The sequence below is a fragment of the Streptomyces sp. NPDC002935 genome (assembly GCF_040611295.1).
Lineage (GTDB): Bacteria > Actinomycetota > Actinomycetes > Streptomycetales > Streptomycetaceae > Streptomyces.
In genome coordinates this window covers 157,405-174,766 of the sequence record NZ_JBEXNW010000001.1, presented here as the reverse complement: position 1 = coordinate 174,766, position 17,362 = coordinate 157,405, and the positions used below count along the sequence as shown (strand labels likewise).

The window sequence follows — 17,362 nt, the reverse complement described above, 5'->3', positions numbered from 1 at the left end:
ATCCGGCCGATCTGTGCGGACATCCGGTGCCGGGGGTCGGGCTCGGACGGCTGAGGCACCGTCACTTGCCGTGTCACCGTCCGGTCATCTCTGCTGTCTGCTGCGGGCGTTCGCTTCGGCGACCAGGGCGCTCAGCACCTCGGACGGGGCGAGAGGGCGGAGGTGGTTAGGGTCGGCGTCCCATTCGACGCCACCGACGAGCGGGCGGAGTCGGACGTACGGGCCGATGTGGCCCATGACCCGTCCGACACGGTCGCGGGCGGTGTCGTGGACGGTCGCACCGACGGAGGGGATTCGGTAGGCGTCCTCCGTCACCCGGCGATCCCCTTCGTGATCACGTCCGCGAGCATGAGCGCGACAGGGGCCGAGCACACGCCGAGATGGACGAGCGCGTACCGGGCTTCGGCTTTGCGGTCGTCCGCCCAGGGGGTGCGGATGTCCATCGCGGGAAGCTGGATGCCGGCCTGGGAAAGGGCGTTGGCGAGGGCATCGCGGGCATCGAGGGCTTCCTGGATCTTCGGGGCGGTGGTCGGCGGGTGATGCCGGGCGGTGGCGGGGTGGGGCGTCGTCACGTGGTCCGGGTGTCGGGGCGTGGGGGGCATCGGCATCCTCGTCGGTTCGGTCCTGCGGAATCCGTCACCCGGCTGCACTGGACGAATTGCGCTGCGTAGTCCGGGCGTTACGAGAATGCGCCCGGATGCGGACGGCCACGCCGTGGATGGGCCTGTGCTTCCCCGTGGCACGGAGGTCGTTCCACACCTTCCACACCGTCGGCGAGCCGTCGGAGGCGGGGCAGAGGGCGGCGATGTCGTACGGCAGCATGACCAGCCCGCTCTCGGCCTCCGGACAGAGCTCGCGCCAGTGCACGGCCGTGCGTCTGACCGATCCCTGCCGGTCCTGGTTCTGCAGCCCGGCGTGCGGTCTCTCGACGAGCACGGACAGCGTGCCCGCTCGCGCGGTGGGAGGCATCGGAGTGCCTGTCCGTGTGGACCTGCCCGATTTCACACCCCGGCTACGCAGGGTGAATTACGCTGCTAAGTCCGAGTGTTACGAGAATGCGGCCAAGGGTGGCCGACCGACCGGGCTGTGGGTGAGCTGCGCTTCCCCGTCATACGGAGCCGGCCCCACGCCTTTCGCATCGACCACGGGCCAGCCGCTCGGAGGGGAGACGGCCGAATGCCGCAGCGACGTGTGGTCACCGGCCGCAGTCAGGAGCCACGCCAGCGTTTCGCCGAGGAGTTGCGGATGCTACGCGCCGGGAGCGGCACGAGCCTGCGGGCGCTCGGTGAACGGCTGGGCTGGGACTGGTCGTTGTTCGGCAAGATGGAGAAGGGCGAGACGCTCGGCAGCCCGGAGGTCGTCCAGGCCCTCGACCAGCACTACGGGACGCCGGGGCTGTTGCTGGCGCTGTGGGAGCTGGCCGCCGGAGACCATACGCAGTTCCGCGAGCGGTACCGGCGGTACATGGCGCTGGAGGCGGAGGCGGTGAGCCTGTGGCACTTTGCGGTGAGCGTCCTGCCGGGGTTGTTGCAGACGCCGGGGTATGCGCGGGAGGTGCTGGCTGCGGGCGGGCTCAAGGGGAAGGAACTTGAGCAGCAGGTCGAGGCGCGGATGGGGCGGCGGGAGTTGTTGGCGGGGGAGGATGCGCCGCCGTTCCGGACGATCCTGTCGGAGGCGGCACTGCGGACTCCGTTGCGGGATGCGAGGGAGTGGCGGGGGCAGTTGGAGCACCTGGGCGAAGCAGCGGAGCGCCCCAATGTGACGGTCCATGTGCTTCTGCAGAGCGCAGGGTTGCACGGTCTCATGAGCGCCGACATGTGGTACCTGCTCCTTCCGGAGGGCAGGACCGTCGCGTATACCGAGAACGGATACCGGGGCGAACTCATCGAGGAATCAGGCCCGGTTGTGCGTTTGCAGAAGACGTACGATGCGGTGCGTGACCTGGCACTCACCCCGTCTGAGTCGCGCAAGTTCATCCTGCGGATGTTGGAGGAAGCAACGTGCGATCCATCGACCTGACTGCCGCTTCCTGGCGCAAGAGCAGCTACAGCAACCAGGACGGTGGGGCGTGCCTCGAGGTCTCCGACGACTTCGCCACCGTCGTTCCGGTACGGGACAGCAAGGTTCCGCACGGCCCCGTGCTCGTCTTCCCGGCCGGCGGCTGGTCCTGCTTCGTTTCGGCAATTCGGGGCGGTCTGTTGGGCGCCTGAACTGATCCGCCGCGACTGATCACGTGCGCTCGACCGCCCGCGGTTCTTCCGCCGCCCACGCCGTCGACAGCAGATTACCGACGCAAGGCTTGACTCCCAAAAGTGTGAGTGGTTGAGTACTCACATGAAGAGCGAACGACCCCGCAAGCTGTCCACCGCCGAGGAGCGCCGCGAGACGGTGCTGCGCACCGCCATCGGCGCCTTCGCGGCGCGCGGCTACTGGGGCACCACCACGACCGAGGTGGCGAAGGCGGCCGGCATCTCGCAGGCGTACGTCTACCGCTTGTTCCCGAGCAAGGAGCTGCTGTTCACCGCGGTGGTCGAGCACTGCTTCGTACTGGTTCGGGCCAGTCTGGAGCGGGCGGCGGCCGAGGCCAAGGGCAGTTCCGCCGAGGTGGTGCTGGCCGCCATGGGTGACTCGTACGCGCTACTGATCAGCGACAACGACCTGATGCTGATCCAGCTGCACGCCCAGGCTGCCGCCGTCTCCGAGCCGGCTGTACGTGAGGCGGTCCAGCAGGGCTACGCCCGACTGGTGGAGTACGTCCGCGGCGCCTCCGGCGGCACCGAGGAGCAGGTCCAGCAGTTCTTCGCGCTCGGCATGCTGTGCCACCTCATCGTCTCCATGCGGGCCGACGAGGTGGACGCGCCCTGGATCCGAACGCTGTCCGCGGGCATCACGCACTACTGACGCCCGGCACAGCCGGACGGCTGGACTTGTCGGCGGGGCACACAGCCCCGCTCTTTCTTAGGCGTCAAGTGTGAGTGGTTAACCACTCAAGGAGGAGGGTCATGAAGGTCGCCGCCACCACCCGCAGCCCCGGAGCAGCACTCGCCGCTCTGGCGGGGGCGCAGTTCACCGTCATGCTGGCCACCTCGATCGTGAACGTCGCCCTGCCCCAGATCCGCTCGGGCGTCGGACTGTCGGACAGTGGCACCACGTGGGTGGTCAACGCCTACGGTCTGGCCTTCGGCGCGCTGCTCCTGGCCGGTGGGAGGGCGGCGGACCTGCTGGGCCGCCGCCGGATGCTGCTGGCGGGACTCGCGGTGTTCGGCGCCTCCTCTCTGGCGGCGGGACTGGCCACCTCGTCCGCCGTGCTGATCACGGCCCGAGCGGTGCAGGGACTGGGCGCCGCGGCCATCGCCCCAGCCTCGCTGGCCCTGGTGATGGATCTGTTCCCGCCCGGCCCCGGCCGCGGCAGAGCCCTGGGGGTGTGGGGTGCGGTCTCCGGCGCCGGAGGCGCGGCCGGAGTCCTCCTCGGCGGCGTCCTCACGCAGGCATGGGGCTGGCCGTGGATCTTCTACGTCGTCGCGATCGGCGCGCTCCTGATCCTGGCCGCCGTTGCCGCCGCCCTGCCGAGGGCGCAGTCCGTCATCGGCGGACGGTTCGACCTGCCCGGCACCGCCACCGTGACCCTCTCGCTCACCTCCCTGGTGTGGGGGCTGACCACGGCCCGCCGCTCGGGCTGGACGGACACCACCGTCCTCGCGTCGTTCGCCGTCGCCGCCGCGCTGCTGACCGCGTTCGTCCTGGTCGAGCGCCGCCACCCGGACCCACTGCTGCCGCCCCGCCTGTTCCGCACCGGCCGCGTCACCACAGCCAACGTCCTCATGGCGCTGCTGGGCTCGGTGTGGATCGCCCTGTTCTTCTTCCTCCCGCTCTACCAGCAGCAGGTCCTCGGCTACAGCCCCCTGGTCACAGGACTGGGGCAACTCCCGCTCGCCTTCGCCAACATGCTCGGCTCCACGCTGGCACCGCGGATCTCCCGCCGCATCGGCGCCGGCGCGACCGTCACCGGCGCGCTGCTCACCGAGGCCGCCGGACTGCTGTGGCTGTCCCGGATCGACGCCCACGGCAGCTACGTCGCCGACGTCCTCGGCCCCAGCATCCTGATCGGCCTCGGCCTGAGCGTCGCCTTCGTCCAACTGACCGCCCTGTCCGTCGAGGGCGTACCCCGCGCGGATGCCGGGACGGCCGGCGGCCTGGTCAACACCACCCGCCAGGTCGGCGGCGCGGTCGGACTCGCCGTACTGGCCACCCTCGCCGGCACCTCCACCGCCCATGCGGCCACCCAACAGCCACACCTGGAAGCACTCACCGCCGGCTACCGCACAGCTTTCGGCATCGCGTCCGCTGTCCTGGCCACCACCGCTGTCCTGGCCGCCCTCCTGACCCGACGCGGCCGTACCCCAGGCGGGGAAGCCCCGGACGGAGAAGTCCCGGGCACCGCCGAAGCCGCACCCTCCACCACGCTCCGTACGCGCTGACCCATCGCCAGACACACCAGATACACCGAACCGAGAGGAAGAACAGCCATGTTCACCATCGACGAGACCGCTCCCGTCATCGTCCGCCTGTCCACCGTGATCGACGCCCCGCTGGAGCGGGTCTGGGCCCTGCACACCGACATCGACGCCTGGCCGAGCTGGAACGCTCACGTCGACCAGGCCGAGCTCGACGGCCCGTTGCTGCCGGGCAACTCCTTCAGCTGGAAGACGCACGGGCTGGACATCACCTCCACCATCCGCGAGATCGTCCCCGGTGAGCGGCTGGTCTGGGGCGGCCCGGCGGGCGGCGTCGAGGGCGTCCACGTGTGGACCTTCGAGCAGACCGGCAGCCAGGTGAGTGTCCACACCGAGGAGTCCTGGAGCGGCGCCCCTGTCGACGCCGCGGCCGCCGAGCTCGGCCAGGCCCTGCACGACTCCCTGACCGTCTGGCTCGCCGCCCTCAAGGCCCGCGCCGAGCAGACCGACTGACTCCCGCCGCCCGTTGCACCCGCGACACCGCTCGTCCGCCATCGCCACCGACGCCGTCACACGAAGCGAGGTTCTGCCATGACCACGTACACGCAGCCCTACCTGATCGGCCACTACGCCCCGGCCGTCGACGAGATCACCGCCACCGAGCTGACCGTCGAGGGCTCCCTGCCGCCGGAGCTGACCGGCCGGCTGATCCGCAACAGCCACAACCCCAAGCCCGGCGTCACCCCCACCCACTGGTTCAAGGGCAGCGGCATGGTCCACGGCCTCCGGCTGCGCGACGGCCGCGCCGAGTGGTACCGCAACCGCTGGGTGCGCACCCCCGCCCTGAACGGCGCCCCCTACATGACCGAGCACGGCCCGGACCTGACGGCCAGCACCGCCGGCACCCACGTCATCGAGCACGCCGGACGCCTCCTCGCGCTCTGCGAGGCCAACTTCCCCTTCGAGCTCACCAGGGACCTGGAAACGGTCGGTGCCTACGACTTCGGCGACAAGCTGCGCGGCGCGATGACCGCGCACCCGAAGACCGACCCGGGCACCGGCGAGCTGCACTTCTTCGGCTCCTCGGCGTTCCCGCCCTACCTCACGTACTACGTGTCCGACGCCAAGGGGCGGATCACCCACAGCGCCGAAGTGCCGGGGGCGACCGCCTCCCTCAAGCACGACTTCGCCATCACCCGCAACCACGTGGTCTTCGTCGAGGGCACCGTCACCTTCGACCCCACCGAGCACTCGGGCATCCCGTACGGCTGGAACGACGCGCAGCAGGCCCGGATCGGCGTCATGCCCCGCGGGCCGGAAGGCGCGGCGAAGATCCGCTGGTTCTCCGTCGAGCCGGGCAACATGCTGCACGCCGCCAACGCCTACGAGGACGCCCAGGGCCGCATCGTGCTGGAGGGGCCGACCGTGGACCGCGAGGGCTTCCAGCTCTCCTGGAACTGGTGGGTCGGCGCCCCCGGCCGCGGCACCGAGCCCAACACCCGCTCGTACAACCGCCGATGGGTCATCGACCTGGCCGCCGGCAGCGTCGATGAGCAGATCATCGACGACCTCGCCGTCGAATTCCCCACGCTCAACGAGGAGTTCCTCGGCACCGAACACCGATACCAGTACGCGATCTCCTTCCCCGACCAGGACGGCCGCGGCGGCTACGGCGTCGTCAAGTACGACCGCACCACCGGCACCCGCAGGGTCCACCAGGCCGGCGACGCCCGCCTGCCCAGCGAGGCCGTGTTCGTCCCCGCCGCCGGCGCCACCCGCGAGGACGACGGCTACCTGCTCACCGTCGTCTCCGACCTCAAGCAGGACGCCTCCCAGCTCCTGGTCCTGGACGCCTCCGGCCTCGACCGGATCGCCACCGTCCACCTCCCGCGCCGTGTCACCGCCGGCATCCACGGCTCCTGGATCCCCGACAACGACCTCGACGGCTCCGACAGCTCCGACAGCTGACCCCGGCCCAGGGCCCCGGGGGACTCCACCCCGCGGCCCGGTCCCGGCGCGACAGACCCCGTAACCGACCTCACGAAAGGGAACGTCCCATGCGCACGCTCACCGCGGCCGCCATCGCCGCCACCACCGCGCTCATCCTCACCGCGTCCGGCACCGCCTACGCCCTCGGCGGCGACAGGCCGGTCACGACCCGCACCGCGGTGGCCAAGCACGCGGCCGACGTACAGATCGACAGGACCGCGCCGGTCATCACCCGCGACAACATCCTCATCCACGCCCCGCTGCACACGATCTGGAAGATCCAGACCGATGTGGAGAAGTGGCCCACCTGGCAGCCCCACGTCGAGGTGGTCGTGAAGGACACCCCTGGACGCCTGCGTCCCGGCTCGGTGTTCCGCTGGACCACCGAGGGGCTGGACATCGCCTCCACCGTCAAGCAGGTCGAGTACGGCAAGCGACTGGCTTGGGGCGGCCCCGCCCAGGGCATCACCGCCGTCCACGTATGGACCTTCACCCCGACCCGCGACGGCATCCTGGTCCACACCGAGGAGTCCTGGACCGGAGCACCGGTCGTCGCCAACCAGGCCGCGCTCCAGGCCGCCCTCGACGACTCGCTCCACAACTGGCTGAGCAACCTCAAGCACGAGGCGGAGGACCAGGCCGCCCAGTAGCCCTCGCCACAGAATCCGCCTCCTGGACCCGGCAACACAGCCCGGTCCAGGAGGCGGATTCTCGCTGCTGAGGCCCACTCAGGAAATGCGTTCGGCGAGCGTCAAATGAACGTCGTTCCAGCCTCGGGACATCGCCCGCGACCGCCCACGGCGGACTTCACACAGGCCGACAAACCCGCGGGTCAGGCGGCCTTCGCGACCTTCTCCAGAATCGCCACGCACTCCACGTGATGCGTCATCGGGAACAGGTCGAACGCCCGGAGCGTCCGGACCTTGTAGCCGCCGTCGCGGAAGTACGCGATGTCCCGGGCCAGCGCCGCCGGGTCGCAGGCGACGTACGCGATCCGGCGCGCCCCCAGCGACGACAGGTGTTCGACCGTCTTCTTGCCGGCGCCCGCGCGGGGCGGGTCCAGGACGATGAGGTCGACCTCGGAGATGCCGGTGCGCGGGAGGACCGCCTCGACCTTGCCCTGTTCGATGCGGACGCGGTCGAACGCGGCGACGTTGTGCCGGGCGTCCTCCACCGCGCGCTTGCCGGACTCGATGCCGAGGACCGCGCCCTTGTCGCCGAGGCGGTCCGCGAGGGCGCCCGCGAAGAGGCCGACGCCGCAGTACAGGTCGAGCGCCATCTCGCCCTTGCGCGGCATCAGTCCCTGCATGACGGCCTTGACCAGGGTGTCGGCCGCCATCGGGTGGACCTGCCAGAAGCCGCCGCTGCCGACGCGGTACGTACGGCCGTCGGCGCGCTCGCGGACGAACGCGCGGCCGTGGACGCGGTGGATGCCGCCGTCGTGTTCCTCGACGCGCATCACGGAGACCGGCTTGTCGAGCTCGACGAGCGGCAGCCGGGCGCCGGGCCGGGGCTCCAGGATCACCATGCGGTCCTGGGAGCCCGTCGCGGCGATCGCCTCGACGGAGGCCATGCCGGACCAGTCGCGCTCCTCAATGCCGAGTTCGGTGACGCCCTCGGCGGCGATCATGCAGCGCTCGACGGGCTCGACCTCGTGCGAGCGGTGGCGGCGCAGTCCGGCGTTGCCGTCCGGGTCGACCGCGTACTGCACGCGCGTGCGCCAGGCCGGGACCTCGCCCGCGGGCAGCTTGTCGCCCTCGGCGGGCATCACCGTGCCGTCCCAGCCGGCCTCCTCGGGCGTGAGGCCCGCGAGGCGCTGCAACTGCTCGGTGATGACCTCGCCCTTGAGACGGCGCTGGGCGCCGGGCTTGGCGTGCTGCCAGTCGCAGCCGCCACAGCGGCCGGGGCCCGCGTACGGGCAGGGCGCCTCGACGCGGTCCTTGGACGCGTCGAGGATCCGTACGGCGTCGGCGCGCAGGAACCGCGCGCCCTCCTCGCCCTCGGTCACCCGGGCGACGACGCGCTCACCGGGCAGCGCGTGCCGGACGAAGAGGACCTGGCCCTCGTCCGTCCGGGCGATGCAGTGTCCGCCGTGCGCCACGGGGCCGATCTCGACCTCGTACTCGTCCCCCACCAGCGACTTCTTCGGTTCTGCCTGCATGGTGGGGTGACTCCAGATGAGAAAGGGGAAACGCGCGGACAACAGCCCACCAGTCTACGTGCTTCCTGACCTCTTCCCACGCCCGTCAGTTCTTCGTCGGATTTCGTCAGTTCTTCGGAGTGGGTTCCTTCGGCCGTTCGTGGGCCGGGCCCCGGCGCACCGCGCCCGGCGCGTTCCAGTCCTGCCGCTTGCGGGCCCGCAGCTTCGCGGCCTCGGAGGACTCCAGCTGGTAGGGCACGGAGGTCACCATGACGCCCGGCGTGAACAGGAGTCGGCCCTTGAGGCGCAGGGCGCTCTGGTTGTGCAGCAGGTGCTCGTACCAGTGGCCGACCACGTACTCGGGGATGATCACGGAGACCGCGTCGCGCGGCGACTCCTTGCGCAGGCCCTTGACGTACTCGATGACCGGCCGGGTGATCTCGCGGTAGGGCGAATCGAGGACCTTCAGCGGTACGTCGATGCCGCGCCGCTCCCACTCGTCGCGCAGGGTCTTGGTCTCGGCCGGGTCGACGTTGACGCTGAGCGCCTCGAGGGTGTCGGAGCGCAGCAGCTTGGCGTAGGCGAGGGCGCGCAGCGCCGGGCGGTGGATCTTGGAGACCAGTACGACGGAGTGGACGCGCGAGGGGCGGACGCTGTCGTCGGACGGTCCCTCGGGGGCGGCCAGCTCCTCCGAGACCCGGTCGTAGTGCTTACGGATCGCGGTCATCGTCGCGTAGAAGATCACCATGCCGAGCAGGGCGACCCAGGCGCCGTGCGTGAACTTGGTGACGAGGACGACGACCAGGACCAGCCCGGTGAAGAACGCGCCGAAGGCGTTGATCGCCCGGGAGCGGACCATGTGGCGCCGCTTGGCCTGGTCGGTCTCACCGGCCAGGTGGCGGTTCCAGTGGCGGACCATGCCGGTCTGGCTGAGGGTGAAGGAGACGAAGACACCGACGATGTAGAGCTGGATCAGGCGCGTCGAGTCGGCCCCGTAGATGATGACGAGCATGCTCGCGGCGCCGGCCAGGAGCACGATGCCGTTCGAGAAGGCCAGGCGGTCGCCACGGGTGTGCAGCTGGCGCGGCAGGTAGCGGTCCTGGGCGAGGATCGAACCGAGCAGCGGGAAGCCGTTGTACGCGGTGTTCGCGGCCAGGAACAGGACGAGCGCGGTGGCGGCGGCCAGCACGATGAACAGGAAGCTGTCCTTGCCGAACACGGCCTCGGCCACCTGGGAGATCACCGGGTTCTGGACGTAGTCCGCACCGACCGCCACGCCGTTGTGGATCAGGTCCGTTGCCGGATTCTCGGCCATGCGCACGTTGGTGGTCATGGCCAGGGCGATGATGCCGCAGAACATGGTGACGGCGAGCAGGCCCATCGCCGCGAGCGTGGTCGCGGCGTTCTTCGACTTCGGCTTGCGGAAGGCGGGGACGCCGTTGGAGATCGCCTCGACGCCGGTGAGCGCCGCACAGCCGGACGAGAAGGCGCGCAGCAGCAGGAAGACGAGGGCGAAGCCCGCGAGCCCCTGGTGCTCGGCCTTGATGTGGTAGTCGGCGGTCGGCGCCGCCATGGTCTCGCCGAGCACGAGTCCGCGGAAGGCACCCCAGGCGACCATGATGAAGACGCCCGCGACGAAGACGTACGTCGGAATCGCGAAGAGCTTTCCGGACTCCTTGACTCCGCGCAGATTCATCAGTGTGAGCAGCACGATGACGGCGACCGCGCAGGCCACCTTGTGCTCCACCACGAAGGGAACCGCCGAGCCGAGGTTCTCGATGCCGGAGGCGATGGAGACGGCGACGGTCAGGACGTAGTCGACGAGCAGCGCGCTGGCGACGGTGAGGCCGGCCCGCGGACCGAGGTTGGTGTTGGCCACCTCGTAGTCGCCACCACCACTCGGGTACGCGTGCACGTTCTGTCGGTAGGACGCGACCACCGTGAACATCAGCACGACGACCGCCAGCGCGATCCAGGGGCTGAAGTGGTAGGCCGACACGCCCGCGATGGAAAGGACCAGCAGCACTTCTCCGGGGGCGTACGCCACGGAGGAGAGCGGGTCGGATGCGAAGACGGGGAGGGCGATGCGCTTCGGCAGGAGCGTTTCGCCCAGCCGGTCGCTGCGCAGAGCGCGCCCGATCAGGATCCGCTTGGGCACGTCGGTCAGTTTGGACACAACAGGGAATCGTAAGGGTTCGAACTGGCAGTCGCCCACCCGCCATCCCCCTTCGGTCCGTCATCTGCTCTCCGAGTGAAAACGAGGCGGGCTCCGGCTGCGGATTCCGTGGTCCCGGAGATCCACGTGTCTATATGACAAAACCCCGCTCCCGACCGCCCTGGAGGACCCATGCACGTGACCGCGGAGCTCGTCGGCGCCACCATCGGACTGGTCGGCCTCGGAATCCTGACGCTCGCGAGTGTTCGCAGCATCACACGGCGTTGAACCCGCCCGTTCACCGCCGTTCCGTGAACGTTCCACGAAAAAGCGCAGGCGAACATGCACAGGGGTGCCCCGAGGTGACCGCGCGTGTGTAGCTTGGGCGGCGGTCTGAGACCCTGTTTAGCCTGAGCCGTAACCATTCACATGCGGAAGGACGGTCGTGCACATCGTCATCATGGGCTGCGGAAGAGTGGGTTCCGCTCTTGCCCAGACCTTGGAGCAACAGGGGCACACGGTCGCCGTGATCGACCAGGACCCCACCGCCTTCCGTCGGTTGGGCTCCGGGTTCGGCGGCCGTCGAGTCACCGGAGTCGGCTTCGACCAGGACACCATGCGCGAGGCGGGCATCGAGGAGGCGGGCGCGTTCGCGGCGGTCTCCAGCGGTGACAACTCGAACATCATCGCCGCCCGGGTGGCCCGCGAGATGTTCGGCGTCGAGAACGTCGCGGCGCGCATCTACGACCCGCGCCGCGCCGAGGTCTACCAGCGCCTCGGCATTCCGACCGTCGCAACCGTCCGCTGGACGGCCGACCAGATGCTCCGCCGGCTGCTGCCCTCGGGCTCCGAGCCGCTGTGGCGCGACCCCACGGGCGGTGTGCAGCTCGCCGAGGTGCACGCCTCCGCCACCTGGGTGGGCCACAAGATCAGCCGCCTCCAGGAGGAGACGGGCGTACGCGTCGCCTTCCTCACCCGGCTCGGCGAGGCGGTCCTGCCCACGTCTCAGACGGTGCTGCAGGAAGGCGACCTGGTGCACGTGATGATGCGCACCGACGAGGTGGACAAGGTCGAGGCGGCGTTCGCCAAGGGCCCTGAAGAGGAGGCCGGTCACTGATGAGGGTCGCCATTGCCGGTGCCGGTGCCGTGGGCCGCTCGATCGCGGGCGAACTGCTGGAGAACGGGCACGAGATCCTGCTGATCGACAAGGCGCCGACCGCCATCTCGGTCGAGCGCGTCCCGCAGGCGGAGTGGCTGCTCGCCGACGCCTGCGAGATCACCTCCCTGGACGAGGCCGCGCTGCAGCGCTGCAACGTGGTCATCGCGGCCACCGGAGACGACAAGGTCAACCTCGTCGTCTCCCTGCTCGCGAAGACGGAGTACGGGGTCCCGCGGGTCGTCGCCCGCGTCAACAACCCCAAGAACGAGTGGCTGTTCAACGAGTCCTGGGGCGTGGACGTCGCCGTCTCCACCCCGCGTCTGATGTCGGCCCTCGTCGAGGAGGCCGTCAGCGTCGGCGACCTGGTGCGGCTGCTCCGCTTCAGTCACGGCGACGCCAACCTCGTCGAGCTGACCCTGCCGCCGGAGTCCGCCCTGGCCGGCACGACCGTCGGCGACGTCGAGTGGCCGGAGGACACCTCGCTGGTGACGATCATCCGCGGCACGCGCGTCCTGACGCCCTCCCGGGAGGATTCCCTGGAGGCGGGCGACGAACTGCTCTTCGTGGCCGCCCAGGCCCGTGAGGAGCAGCTGGAGGACCTGCTGTCGGTGCGCCGCGAGGGCACGACGAGCTAGCCGTCCTGTCGGCGGTACGAGGCGGTACGACGTCCTGTCGGCGGTACGACGAAGGGGGCGCCCGGAGATTCTCCGGGCGCCCCCTTCGTCGTAGCGAGCCGGTGGCTTTCGGCGTCCTCGGCGTCCCGTATCCGGGGCTGACGCCCTTCGGCGTCGTCATGGCGGGAACCGAGGCCCTTCGGCGCCGTCATGCCGAGGGGTGATGTCCCTCGGCGTGTTCGGCCGAGCCGGCCGAGGTGCTCACGCCTCGCGGCGGTGCCGGGCCGGGGCCGCGGTCTCGCCGCGTTCCGTCGCGAGGGCGGCCTTGCGCTCCTTCTCCGCCTGCTCCTCGGCCTCCATCTCCGCGAACACGTCGATGGGCGGCGGCGCCTTGGCGAGGAAGACCCAGGTGAGCCAGACGGCGAGCAGGAACGGCGGGATCTTGAGGGCGATCAGGACCCAGCCGAACTGGGTGGTGTCGGCCCACCAGTAGAGCGGGAAGAGCACCGCGCACTTGGCGAGCAGGATCAGGCCCCAGGCCCAACTGGCCTTCGCGTACGCCTTCTTCCGGCCGGGGTTGCGGGTGCGCCAGGAGAGGTTCTCCTTGAAGACCGGGCCGAGGATCAGGCCGATCAGCGGGACACCCGCGAGGGTCGTGACGATGTAGGCGACGGCGAGACCGAGCGTGTAGAGCATGCCCGGCAGATAGAAGTCCTTCGCGTTGCCCGTCATCATCGCGAAGACCACGCCGAAGGCGACGCCGAATACTCCGCTGAAGGCGTGCTTCACGGTGTCGCGCCGCACCAGGCGGACCACGACGAGCGTCAGGGACACCGCGAGGGCGGCGATCGCCGCCCAGTGCAGGTCCTTGTTGATCGTGAAGATGGTGACGAAGAGCAGGCCGGGCATCACGGTCTCGACCATGCCGCGCACGCCGCCGAAGGCCTCGAAGAGTGCGGCCTCGGTCACCGCCCTGGAATCCTGCTGGGCGTCTTCGGTCGGCTTGTCGAGCGACGTCACCGGCTACTCCCGTCCGAGCGGTCTGAGTTCGTATTTCGGATTGAACAACACCCTACGGCCCCGGCTCATCGAGATGCGGCCCGATGCGATCAGCTTGCGTCCGGGCTCGATGCCGACGATGGAGCGGCGGCCGAGCCAGACCACATCCAGGGCGGCCGAGCCGTCGAACAGCTCGGCCTCCAGGGCCGGGACACCGGCCCGCGGCCGCAGAGTGACCGTGCGCAAGGTACCAGTAACCGTGACGATCTGTCGGTCGTGGCAGTCACCGATACGGGTGCAGCCCGCGGTCTCGGTGTCCTCCCGCAGCTCCTCGGACTCCAGGTCCTCCTGGGACGAGGAGAGCCGGTCCATCATGCGCCGGAACCGGCCCGCCGGCTTTTCGGAACGAGGAACAGCACTCATACCGAAAGCGTACCGGGGGGCGCTGACAGCTACGTACCCGCGGCACCTCGGCCCGAACCGGGGACGGACCACGCTCGAACCGGACCACGCTCGAACCGGATCGCGCACATCGCCGGGATGGCGCACATCGCCCGGACCGCGCGAGCGACGCGGCCCGGACCAGTGATCGCGTCACCGCTCGAAGCGGTACCCCATCCCCGGCTCGGTGATGAAGTGCTTCGGGTGCGAGGGGTCCGCCTCCAGCTTGCGGCGCAGCTGGGCCATGTAGACCCGCAGGTAGTTCGTCTCCGTCCCGTACGACGGCCCCCAGACCTCCTGAAGCAGCTGCTTCTGGCTGACCAAGCGGCCCGTGTTGCGGACCAGGACCTCCAGCAGGTGCCACTCCGTGGGGGTGAGGCGGACGTCCCGCCCGTCGCGGTGCACCTTCTTCGCGGCCAGGTCGACGGTGAATCCGGCGGTCTCCACGATCACGTCGTCCTCCTCGCCCCCGGTGGGCTCCGCGCGGCGGACGGCTGCGCGCAGCCGGGCGAGCAGCTCGTCCATGCCGAAGGGCTTGGTGACGTAGTCGTCGGCACCCGCGTCGAGCGCCTCGACCTTCTCGTCGGAGGAGTGCCGGGCGGACAGCACCAGAATCGGCACCCGGGTCCAGCCGCGCAGCCCCTTGATCACCTCGACGCCGTCCATGTCGGGCAGGCCGAGGTCGAGCACGACGACGTCGGGGTGGCGGGCGGCGGCGAGCTGGAGCGCGGTGGCTCCGTCGGGGGCCGCGTCCACCTCGTACTTGCGTGCCTTCAGGTTGATCACGAGGGCTCGGGTGATCTGCGGCTCGTCGTCGACCACGAGGACCCGGGTCATGAGACCTGCCTTTCTGCGACTGCTGGTCGGGCGGCCAGGTCGGGGCGGCGGTCCACCGCCCGCACCGTGAGCACCATGGTGAGTCCGCCGCCGGGGGTGTCCTCGGCGGTGAGGGTGCCGCCCATCGCCTCGGCGAACCCGCGGGCGACCGCGAGACCGAGGCCCACTCCGGTGCCGCGCGGGGCGTCTCCGTAGCGTTGGAAGGGCGCGAATATACGGTCCTTGGCCTCGTCCGGAACGCCGGGGCCGCGGTCCACGACGCGTACCTCCACGCGGTCGGCGATGGCGCTCGCGGCGACCAGGACCCGTTCGTCGACGGGGCTGTACTTGACGGCGTTCTCGACGAGGTTGGCGACGGCGCGCTCCAGGAGCCCGGCGTCGACGGCGACCATCGGCAGGCTTTCCGGGATCTCCAGGTCCACGCTGTCCTCGGGGACGCCGCCGAGCGCCATCGGGACGACCTCGTCGAGGTCGATCTCGCGGATCAGCGGGGCGACGGTGCCGGTCTGGAGCCGGGACATGTCGAGCAGGTTGCCCACCAGGTGGTCGAGGCGGTCGGCGCCGTCCTCGATGCCTTCGAGGAGCTCGGCCCGGTCCTCCTCGGACCAGGCCACGTCGTCGGAGCGCAGGGACGACACCGCAGCCTTGATCCCGGCGAGCGGGGTCCGCAGGTCGTGACTGACGGCTGCCAGCAGGGCGGTGCGGATGCGGTTGCCCTCGGCGAGTTCCTTGGCCTGGTCGGCCTCGAACTGGAGGCGCTGACGGTCCAGGACCACCGCGGCCTGCGCCGCGAAGGCGGCCAGCACCCGGCGGTCCGACGCGGGCAGCACCCGTCCGGACAGGGCGAGCGCCATGTGGTCGCCGACCGGCATGTCGACGTCAGCGTCCTCCGGGCGGGTCGAGGGCGCCGGTCCGACGCTGCCCGCACACGTCCACGGCTCGACGTCGCTCACTCGCTCCAGGAGGGCGACCGACTCCATCCCGAAGGTCTCCCTGACTCGCTCCAGCAGGGCCTCCAGGCTGGTCTCGCCGCGCAGCACGCTGCCCGCGAGGAAGGAGAGGATCTCCGATTCGGCCCTCAGCCGCGCCGCCTGGTGGGTGCGGCGGGCCGCGAGGTCCACCACCGACGCCACGGAGACGGCGACGCCCACGAAGATCACGATGGCCACGATGTTCTTCGGGTCGGCGATCGTCAGCCGGTGCAGGGGCGGTGTGTAGAAGTAGTTCAGCAGCAGGGAGCCGAAGGCCGCCGAGGCGAGGGCCGGGAGGAGACCGCCGAGCAGGGCGGCCGCGACCGTCACCGCCAGGAACAGCAGCATGTCGTTGGCGAGGCCGAGGTCGATGGTGTTCAGCAGCAGCGCCATCACCACCGGGCCGCCCACCCCGATCAGCCAGCCCCAGATGATCCGGGAGCGCCCGAGCCGTGCGCCGCGTGCCACCGGCAGACCGCGCCCCTTGGCGACCTCTTCGTGGGTGACGATGTGGACGTCCAGGTCGGGGCCCGACTCCCGGGCGACCGTGGCGCCGACGCCCGGCCCGAAGACGTACTGCCAGGTCTTGCGGCGGGAGGAGCCGAGCACGATCTGGGTGGCGTTGACGCCGCGTGCGAAGTCCAGGAGCGAGGCGGGTATGTCGTCCCCGACCACGTGGTGGAAGGTGCCGCCGAGGTCCTCGACCAGCGTGCGCTGGACGGCCAGTTCCTTCGGTGAGGCGGAGGTGAGCCCGTCGCTGCGGGCGATGTAGACGGCCATCACCTCGCCGCCCGCGCCTTTCTCGGCGAGCCGCGCGGCCCGCCGGATCAGCGTCCGCCCCTCCGGACCGCCGGTCAGTCCGACGACGATCCGCTCCCGTGAGCCCCAGATCTTGGAAACGCTGTGCTCGCTGCGGTACTCGGTCAGGTATTCGTCGACCCGGTCGGCGACCCACAGCAGTGCGAGCTCGCGCAGGGCGGTGAGGTTGCCCGGGCGGAAGTAGTTGGACAGGGCGGCGTCGACCTTGTCGGGCTTGTAGATGTTGCCGTGCGCCATGCGGCGACGCAGCGCGGGCGGCGACATGTCGACCAGCTCGATCTGGTCCGCACGCCGCACCACCTCGTCCGGCACGGTCTCACGCTGCCGTACACCCGTTATCGACTCGACGACATCACCGAGCGACTCCAGGTGCTGGATGTTGACGGTGGAGACGACGTCGATGCCGGCGGCGAGCAGCTCCTCCACGTCCTGCCAGCGTTTGTCGTTGCGGGAGCCGGGCACGTTGGTGTGCGCCAGTTCGTCCACCAGGGCGACGGCCGGGTCGCGCTGGAGCACGGCGTCGACGTCCATCTCGGTGAAGACGCCGCCCCGGTACTCCAACTCCTTGCGCGGCACCTGCTCCAGACCGTGCAGCATGACTTCGGTGCGCGGCCGGTGATGGTGCTCGACGAACGCCACCACGCAGTCCGTCCCGCGCTCGACACGACGGTGCGCCTCGGAGAGCATCGCGTACGTCTTGCCGACGCCCGGTGCCGCACCGAGGTAGATCCGAAGCTTGCCGCGTCCCATGAGCCCTATTGTCTTCCTGTCACCGCTGTGTACG

Annotated in this window: 18 protein-coding genes; 9 read left to right on the top strand and 9 right to left on the bottom strand. The window is 70.2% G+C overall.

Annotated elements, in window-relative coordinates; all coding sequences use genetic code 11:
• Nucleotides 1-84: 84 nt before the first annotated feature.
• The 3 genes from ABZX90_RS00730 to ABZX90_RS00720 are packed head-to-tail and all read right to left on the bottom strand — an operon-like array spanning nucleotide 85 to nucleotide 969.
• Nucleotides 85-315, bottom strand: a complete 231-nt coding sequence (locus ABZX90_RS00730) for a hypothetical protein (protein WP_355200582.1) — start codon at nucleotides 313-315, stop codon at nucleotides 85-87.
• Nucleotides 312-602, bottom strand: a complete 291-nt coding sequence (locus tag ABZX90_RS00725) for a hypothetical protein (protein ID WP_355200580.1) — start codon at nucleotides 600-602, stop codon at nucleotides 312-314. The genes ABZX90_RS00730 and ABZX90_RS00725 overlap by 4 nt, the downstream gene beginning before the upstream one ends.
• A gap of 34 nt (nucleotides 603-636) precedes the next feature.
• Complete coding sequence (locus ABZX90_RS00720; RefSeq protein ID WP_355200579.1) at nucleotides 637-969, bottom strand: hypothetical protein; 333 nt, start codon at nucleotides 967-969, stop codon at nucleotides 637-639.
• Between the two features lie 207 nt (nucleotides 970-1,176).
• Here ABZX90_RS00720 and ABZX90_RS00715 point away from each other — a divergent pair, with 207 nt between their 5' ends.
• The 7 genes from ABZX90_RS00715 to ABZX90_RS00685 all read left to right on the top strand — a co-directional run bounded on the left by ABZX90_RS00715 (nucleotide 1,177) and on the right by ABZX90_RS00685 (nucleotide 7,093).
• Complete coding sequence (locus tag ABZX90_RS00715) at nucleotides 1,177-2,019, top strand: helix-turn-helix transcriptional regulator (protein WP_355200577.1); 843 nt, start codon at nucleotides 1,177-1,179, stop codon at nucleotides 2,017-2,019.
• Nucleotides 2,001-2,210 carry a DUF397 domain-containing protein gene (locus ABZX90_RS00710; protein ID WP_355200575.1) on the top strand — a complete coding sequence of 70 codons (210 nt, stop codon included), beginning with the start codon at nucleotides 2,001-2,003 and terminating at the stop codon, nucleotides 2,208-2,210. Before ABZX90_RS00715 ends, ABZX90_RS00710 begins: the two co-directional genes overlap by 19 nt.
• Nucleotides 2,211-2,334: 124 nt before the next feature.
• Nucleotides 2,335-2,901, top strand: coding sequence for a TetR/AcrR family transcriptional regulator (locus ABZX90_RS00705; RefSeq protein WP_351121413.1), 567 nt, complete (start codon nucleotides 2,335-2,337; stop codon nucleotides 2,899-2,901).
• Nucleotides 2,902-3,002: 101 nt separating this feature from the next.
• Nucleotides 3,003-4,478: an MFS transporter gene (locus tag ABZX90_RS00700; protein ID WP_355200574.1), complete on the top strand. Its 1,476-nt coding sequence runs from the start codon at nucleotides 3,003-3,005 to the stop codon at nucleotides 4,476-4,478.
• A 48-nt stretch (nucleotides 4,479-4,526) separates the two neighbouring features.
• The gene (locus tag ABZX90_RS00695) at nucleotides 4,527-4,967 is read left to right on the top strand and encodes an SRPBCC family protein (RefSeq protein ID WP_355200573.1); all 441 of its coding nucleotides are present in this window, start codon (nucleotides 4,527-4,529) and stop codon (nucleotides 4,965-4,967) included.
• A gap of 78 nt (nucleotides 4,968-5,045) precedes the next feature.
• The gene (locus tag ABZX90_RS00690) at nucleotides 5,046-6,422 is read left to right on the top strand and encodes a carotenoid oxygenase family protein (RefSeq protein ID WP_355200571.1); all 1,377 of its coding nucleotides are present in this window, start codon (nucleotides 5,046-5,048) and stop codon (nucleotides 6,420-6,422) included.
• Nucleotides 6,423-6,511: 89 nt separating this feature from the next.
• Nucleotides 6,512-7,093: an SRPBCC family protein gene (locus tag ABZX90_RS00685; protein ID WP_355200569.1), complete on the top strand. Its 582-nt coding sequence runs from the start codon at nucleotides 6,512-6,514 to the stop codon at nucleotides 7,091-7,093.
• A gap of 182 nt (nucleotides 7,094-7,275) precedes the next feature.
• Here the strand turns inward: ABZX90_RS00685 and ABZX90_RS00680 are convergent, their stop codons facing one another.
• On the bottom strand, nucleotides 7,276-8,604 hold the full coding sequence (locus ABZX90_RS00680; RefSeq protein ID WP_355200567.1) for a class I SAM-dependent RNA methyltransferase: 1,329 nt from the start codon (nucleotides 8,602-8,604) through the stop codon (nucleotides 7,276-7,278).
• A gap of 106 nt (nucleotides 8,605-8,710) precedes the next feature.
• Entirely contained in the window at nucleotides 8,711-10,759 is a 2,049-nt protein-coding gene (locus ABZX90_RS00675) for an APC family permease (protein ID WP_351121425.1), read from the bottom strand.
• Between the two features lie 424 nt (nucleotides 10,760-11,183).
• On the opposite strand from ABZX90_RS00675, the gene ABZX90_RS00670 reads away from it, so the two are divergent.
• A complete protein-coding gene (locus ABZX90_RS00670) occupies nucleotides 11,184-11,855 on the top strand; it encodes a TrkA family potassium uptake protein (RefSeq protein ID WP_351121427.1) in 672 nt (223 codons plus the stop codon).
• On the top strand, nucleotides 11,855-12,532 hold the full coding sequence (locus tag ABZX90_RS00665) for a TrkA family potassium uptake protein (protein ID WP_351121429.1): 678 nt from the start codon (nucleotides 11,855-11,857) through the stop codon (nucleotides 12,530-12,532). The genes ABZX90_RS00670 and ABZX90_RS00665 overlap by 1 nt, the downstream gene beginning before the upstream one ends.
• Before the next feature lie 240 nt (nucleotides 12,533-12,772).
• Here the strand turns inward: ABZX90_RS00665 and ABZX90_RS00660 are convergent, their stop codons facing one another.
• The 4 genes from ABZX90_RS00660 to ABZX90_RS00645 all read right to left on the bottom strand — a co-directional run bounded on the left by ABZX90_RS00660 (nucleotide 12,773) and on the right by ABZX90_RS00645 (nucleotide 17,328).
• Nucleotides 12,773-13,531 carry a DUF3159 domain-containing protein gene (locus ABZX90_RS00660; RefSeq protein WP_351121431.1) on the bottom strand — a complete coding sequence of 253 codons (759 nt, stop codon included), beginning with the start codon at nucleotides 13,529-13,531 and terminating at the stop codon, nucleotides 12,773-12,775.
• A 3-nt stretch (nucleotides 13,532-13,534) separates the two neighbouring features.
• The gene (locus ABZX90_RS00655; protein WP_351121433.1) at nucleotides 13,535-13,933 is read right to left on the bottom strand and encodes an OB-fold nucleic acid binding domain-containing protein; all 399 of its coding nucleotides are present in this window, start codon (nucleotides 13,931-13,933) and stop codon (nucleotides 13,535-13,537) included.
• A 171-nt stretch (nucleotides 13,934-14,104) separates the two neighbouring features.
• Nucleotides 14,105-14,788, bottom strand: a complete 684-nt coding sequence (locus tag ABZX90_RS00650; RefSeq protein ID WP_351121435.1) for a response regulator — start codon at nucleotides 14,786-14,788, stop codon at nucleotides 14,105-14,107.
• Nucleotides 14,785-17,328, bottom strand: a complete 2,544-nt coding sequence (locus ABZX90_RS00645) for an ATP-binding protein (protein ID WP_355200563.1) — start codon at nucleotides 17,326-17,328, stop codon at nucleotides 14,785-14,787. Before ABZX90_RS00645 ends, ABZX90_RS00650 begins: the two co-directional genes overlap by 4 nt.
• Between the last annotated feature and the right edge of the window lie 34 nt (nucleotides 17,329-17,362).

Excerpts from the sequence above, each read along its gene's own strand:
- ABZX90_RS00705 (WP_351121413.1), top strand. The coding sequence starts at position 2,335 with ATGAAGAGCGAACGACCCCGCAAGCTGTCCACCGCCGAGGAGCGCCGC.
- ABZX90_RS00650 (WP_351121435.1), bottom strand. The coding sequence starts at position 14,788 with ATGACCCGGGTCCTCGTGGTCGACGACGAGCCGCAGATCACCCGAGCC.
- ABZX90_RS00685 (WP_355200569.1), top strand. The coding sequence starts at position 6,512 with ATGCGCACGCTCACCGCGGCCGCCATCGCCGCCACCACCGCGCTCATC.
- ABZX90_RS00715 (WP_355200577.1), top strand. The coding sequence starts at position 1,177 with ATGCCGCAGCGACGTGTGGTCACCGGCCGCAGTCAGGAGCCACGCCAG.
- ABZX90_RS00700 (WP_355200574.1), top strand. The coding sequence starts at position 3,003 with ATGAAGGTCGCCGCCACCACCCGCAGCCCCGGAGCAGCACTCGCCGCT.
- ABZX90_RS00655 (WP_351121433.1), bottom strand. The coding sequence starts at position 13,933 with ATGAGTGCTGTTCCTCGTTCCGAAAAGCCGGCGGGCCGGTTCCGGCGC.
- ABZX90_RS00720 (WP_355200579.1), bottom strand. The coding sequence starts at position 969 with ATGCCTCCCACCGCGCGAGCGGGCACGCTGTCCGTGCTCGTCGAGAGA.
- ABZX90_RS00645 (WP_355200563.1), bottom strand. The coding sequence starts at position 17,328 with ATGGGACGCGGCAAGCTTCGGATCTACCTCGGTGCGGCACCGGGCGTC.
- ABZX90_RS00665 (WP_351121429.1), top strand. The coding sequence starts at position 11,855 with ATGAGGGTCGCCATTGCCGGTGCCGGTGCCGTGGGCCGCTCGATCGCG.
- ABZX90_RS00695 (WP_355200573.1), top strand. The coding sequence starts at position 4,527 with ATGTTCACCATCGACGAGACCGCTCCCGTCATCGTCCGCCTGTCCACC.
- ABZX90_RS00725 (WP_355200580.1), bottom strand. The coding sequence starts at position 602 with ATGCCCCCCACGCCCCGACACCCGGACCACGTGACGACGCCCCACCCC.
- ABZX90_RS00680 (WP_355200567.1), bottom strand. The coding sequence starts at position 8,604 with ATGCAGGCAGAACCGAAGAAGTCGCTGGTGGGGGACGAGTACGAGGTC.
- ABZX90_RS00690 (WP_355200571.1), top strand. The coding sequence starts at position 5,046 with ATGACCACGTACACGCAGCCCTACCTGATCGGCCACTACGCCCCGGCC.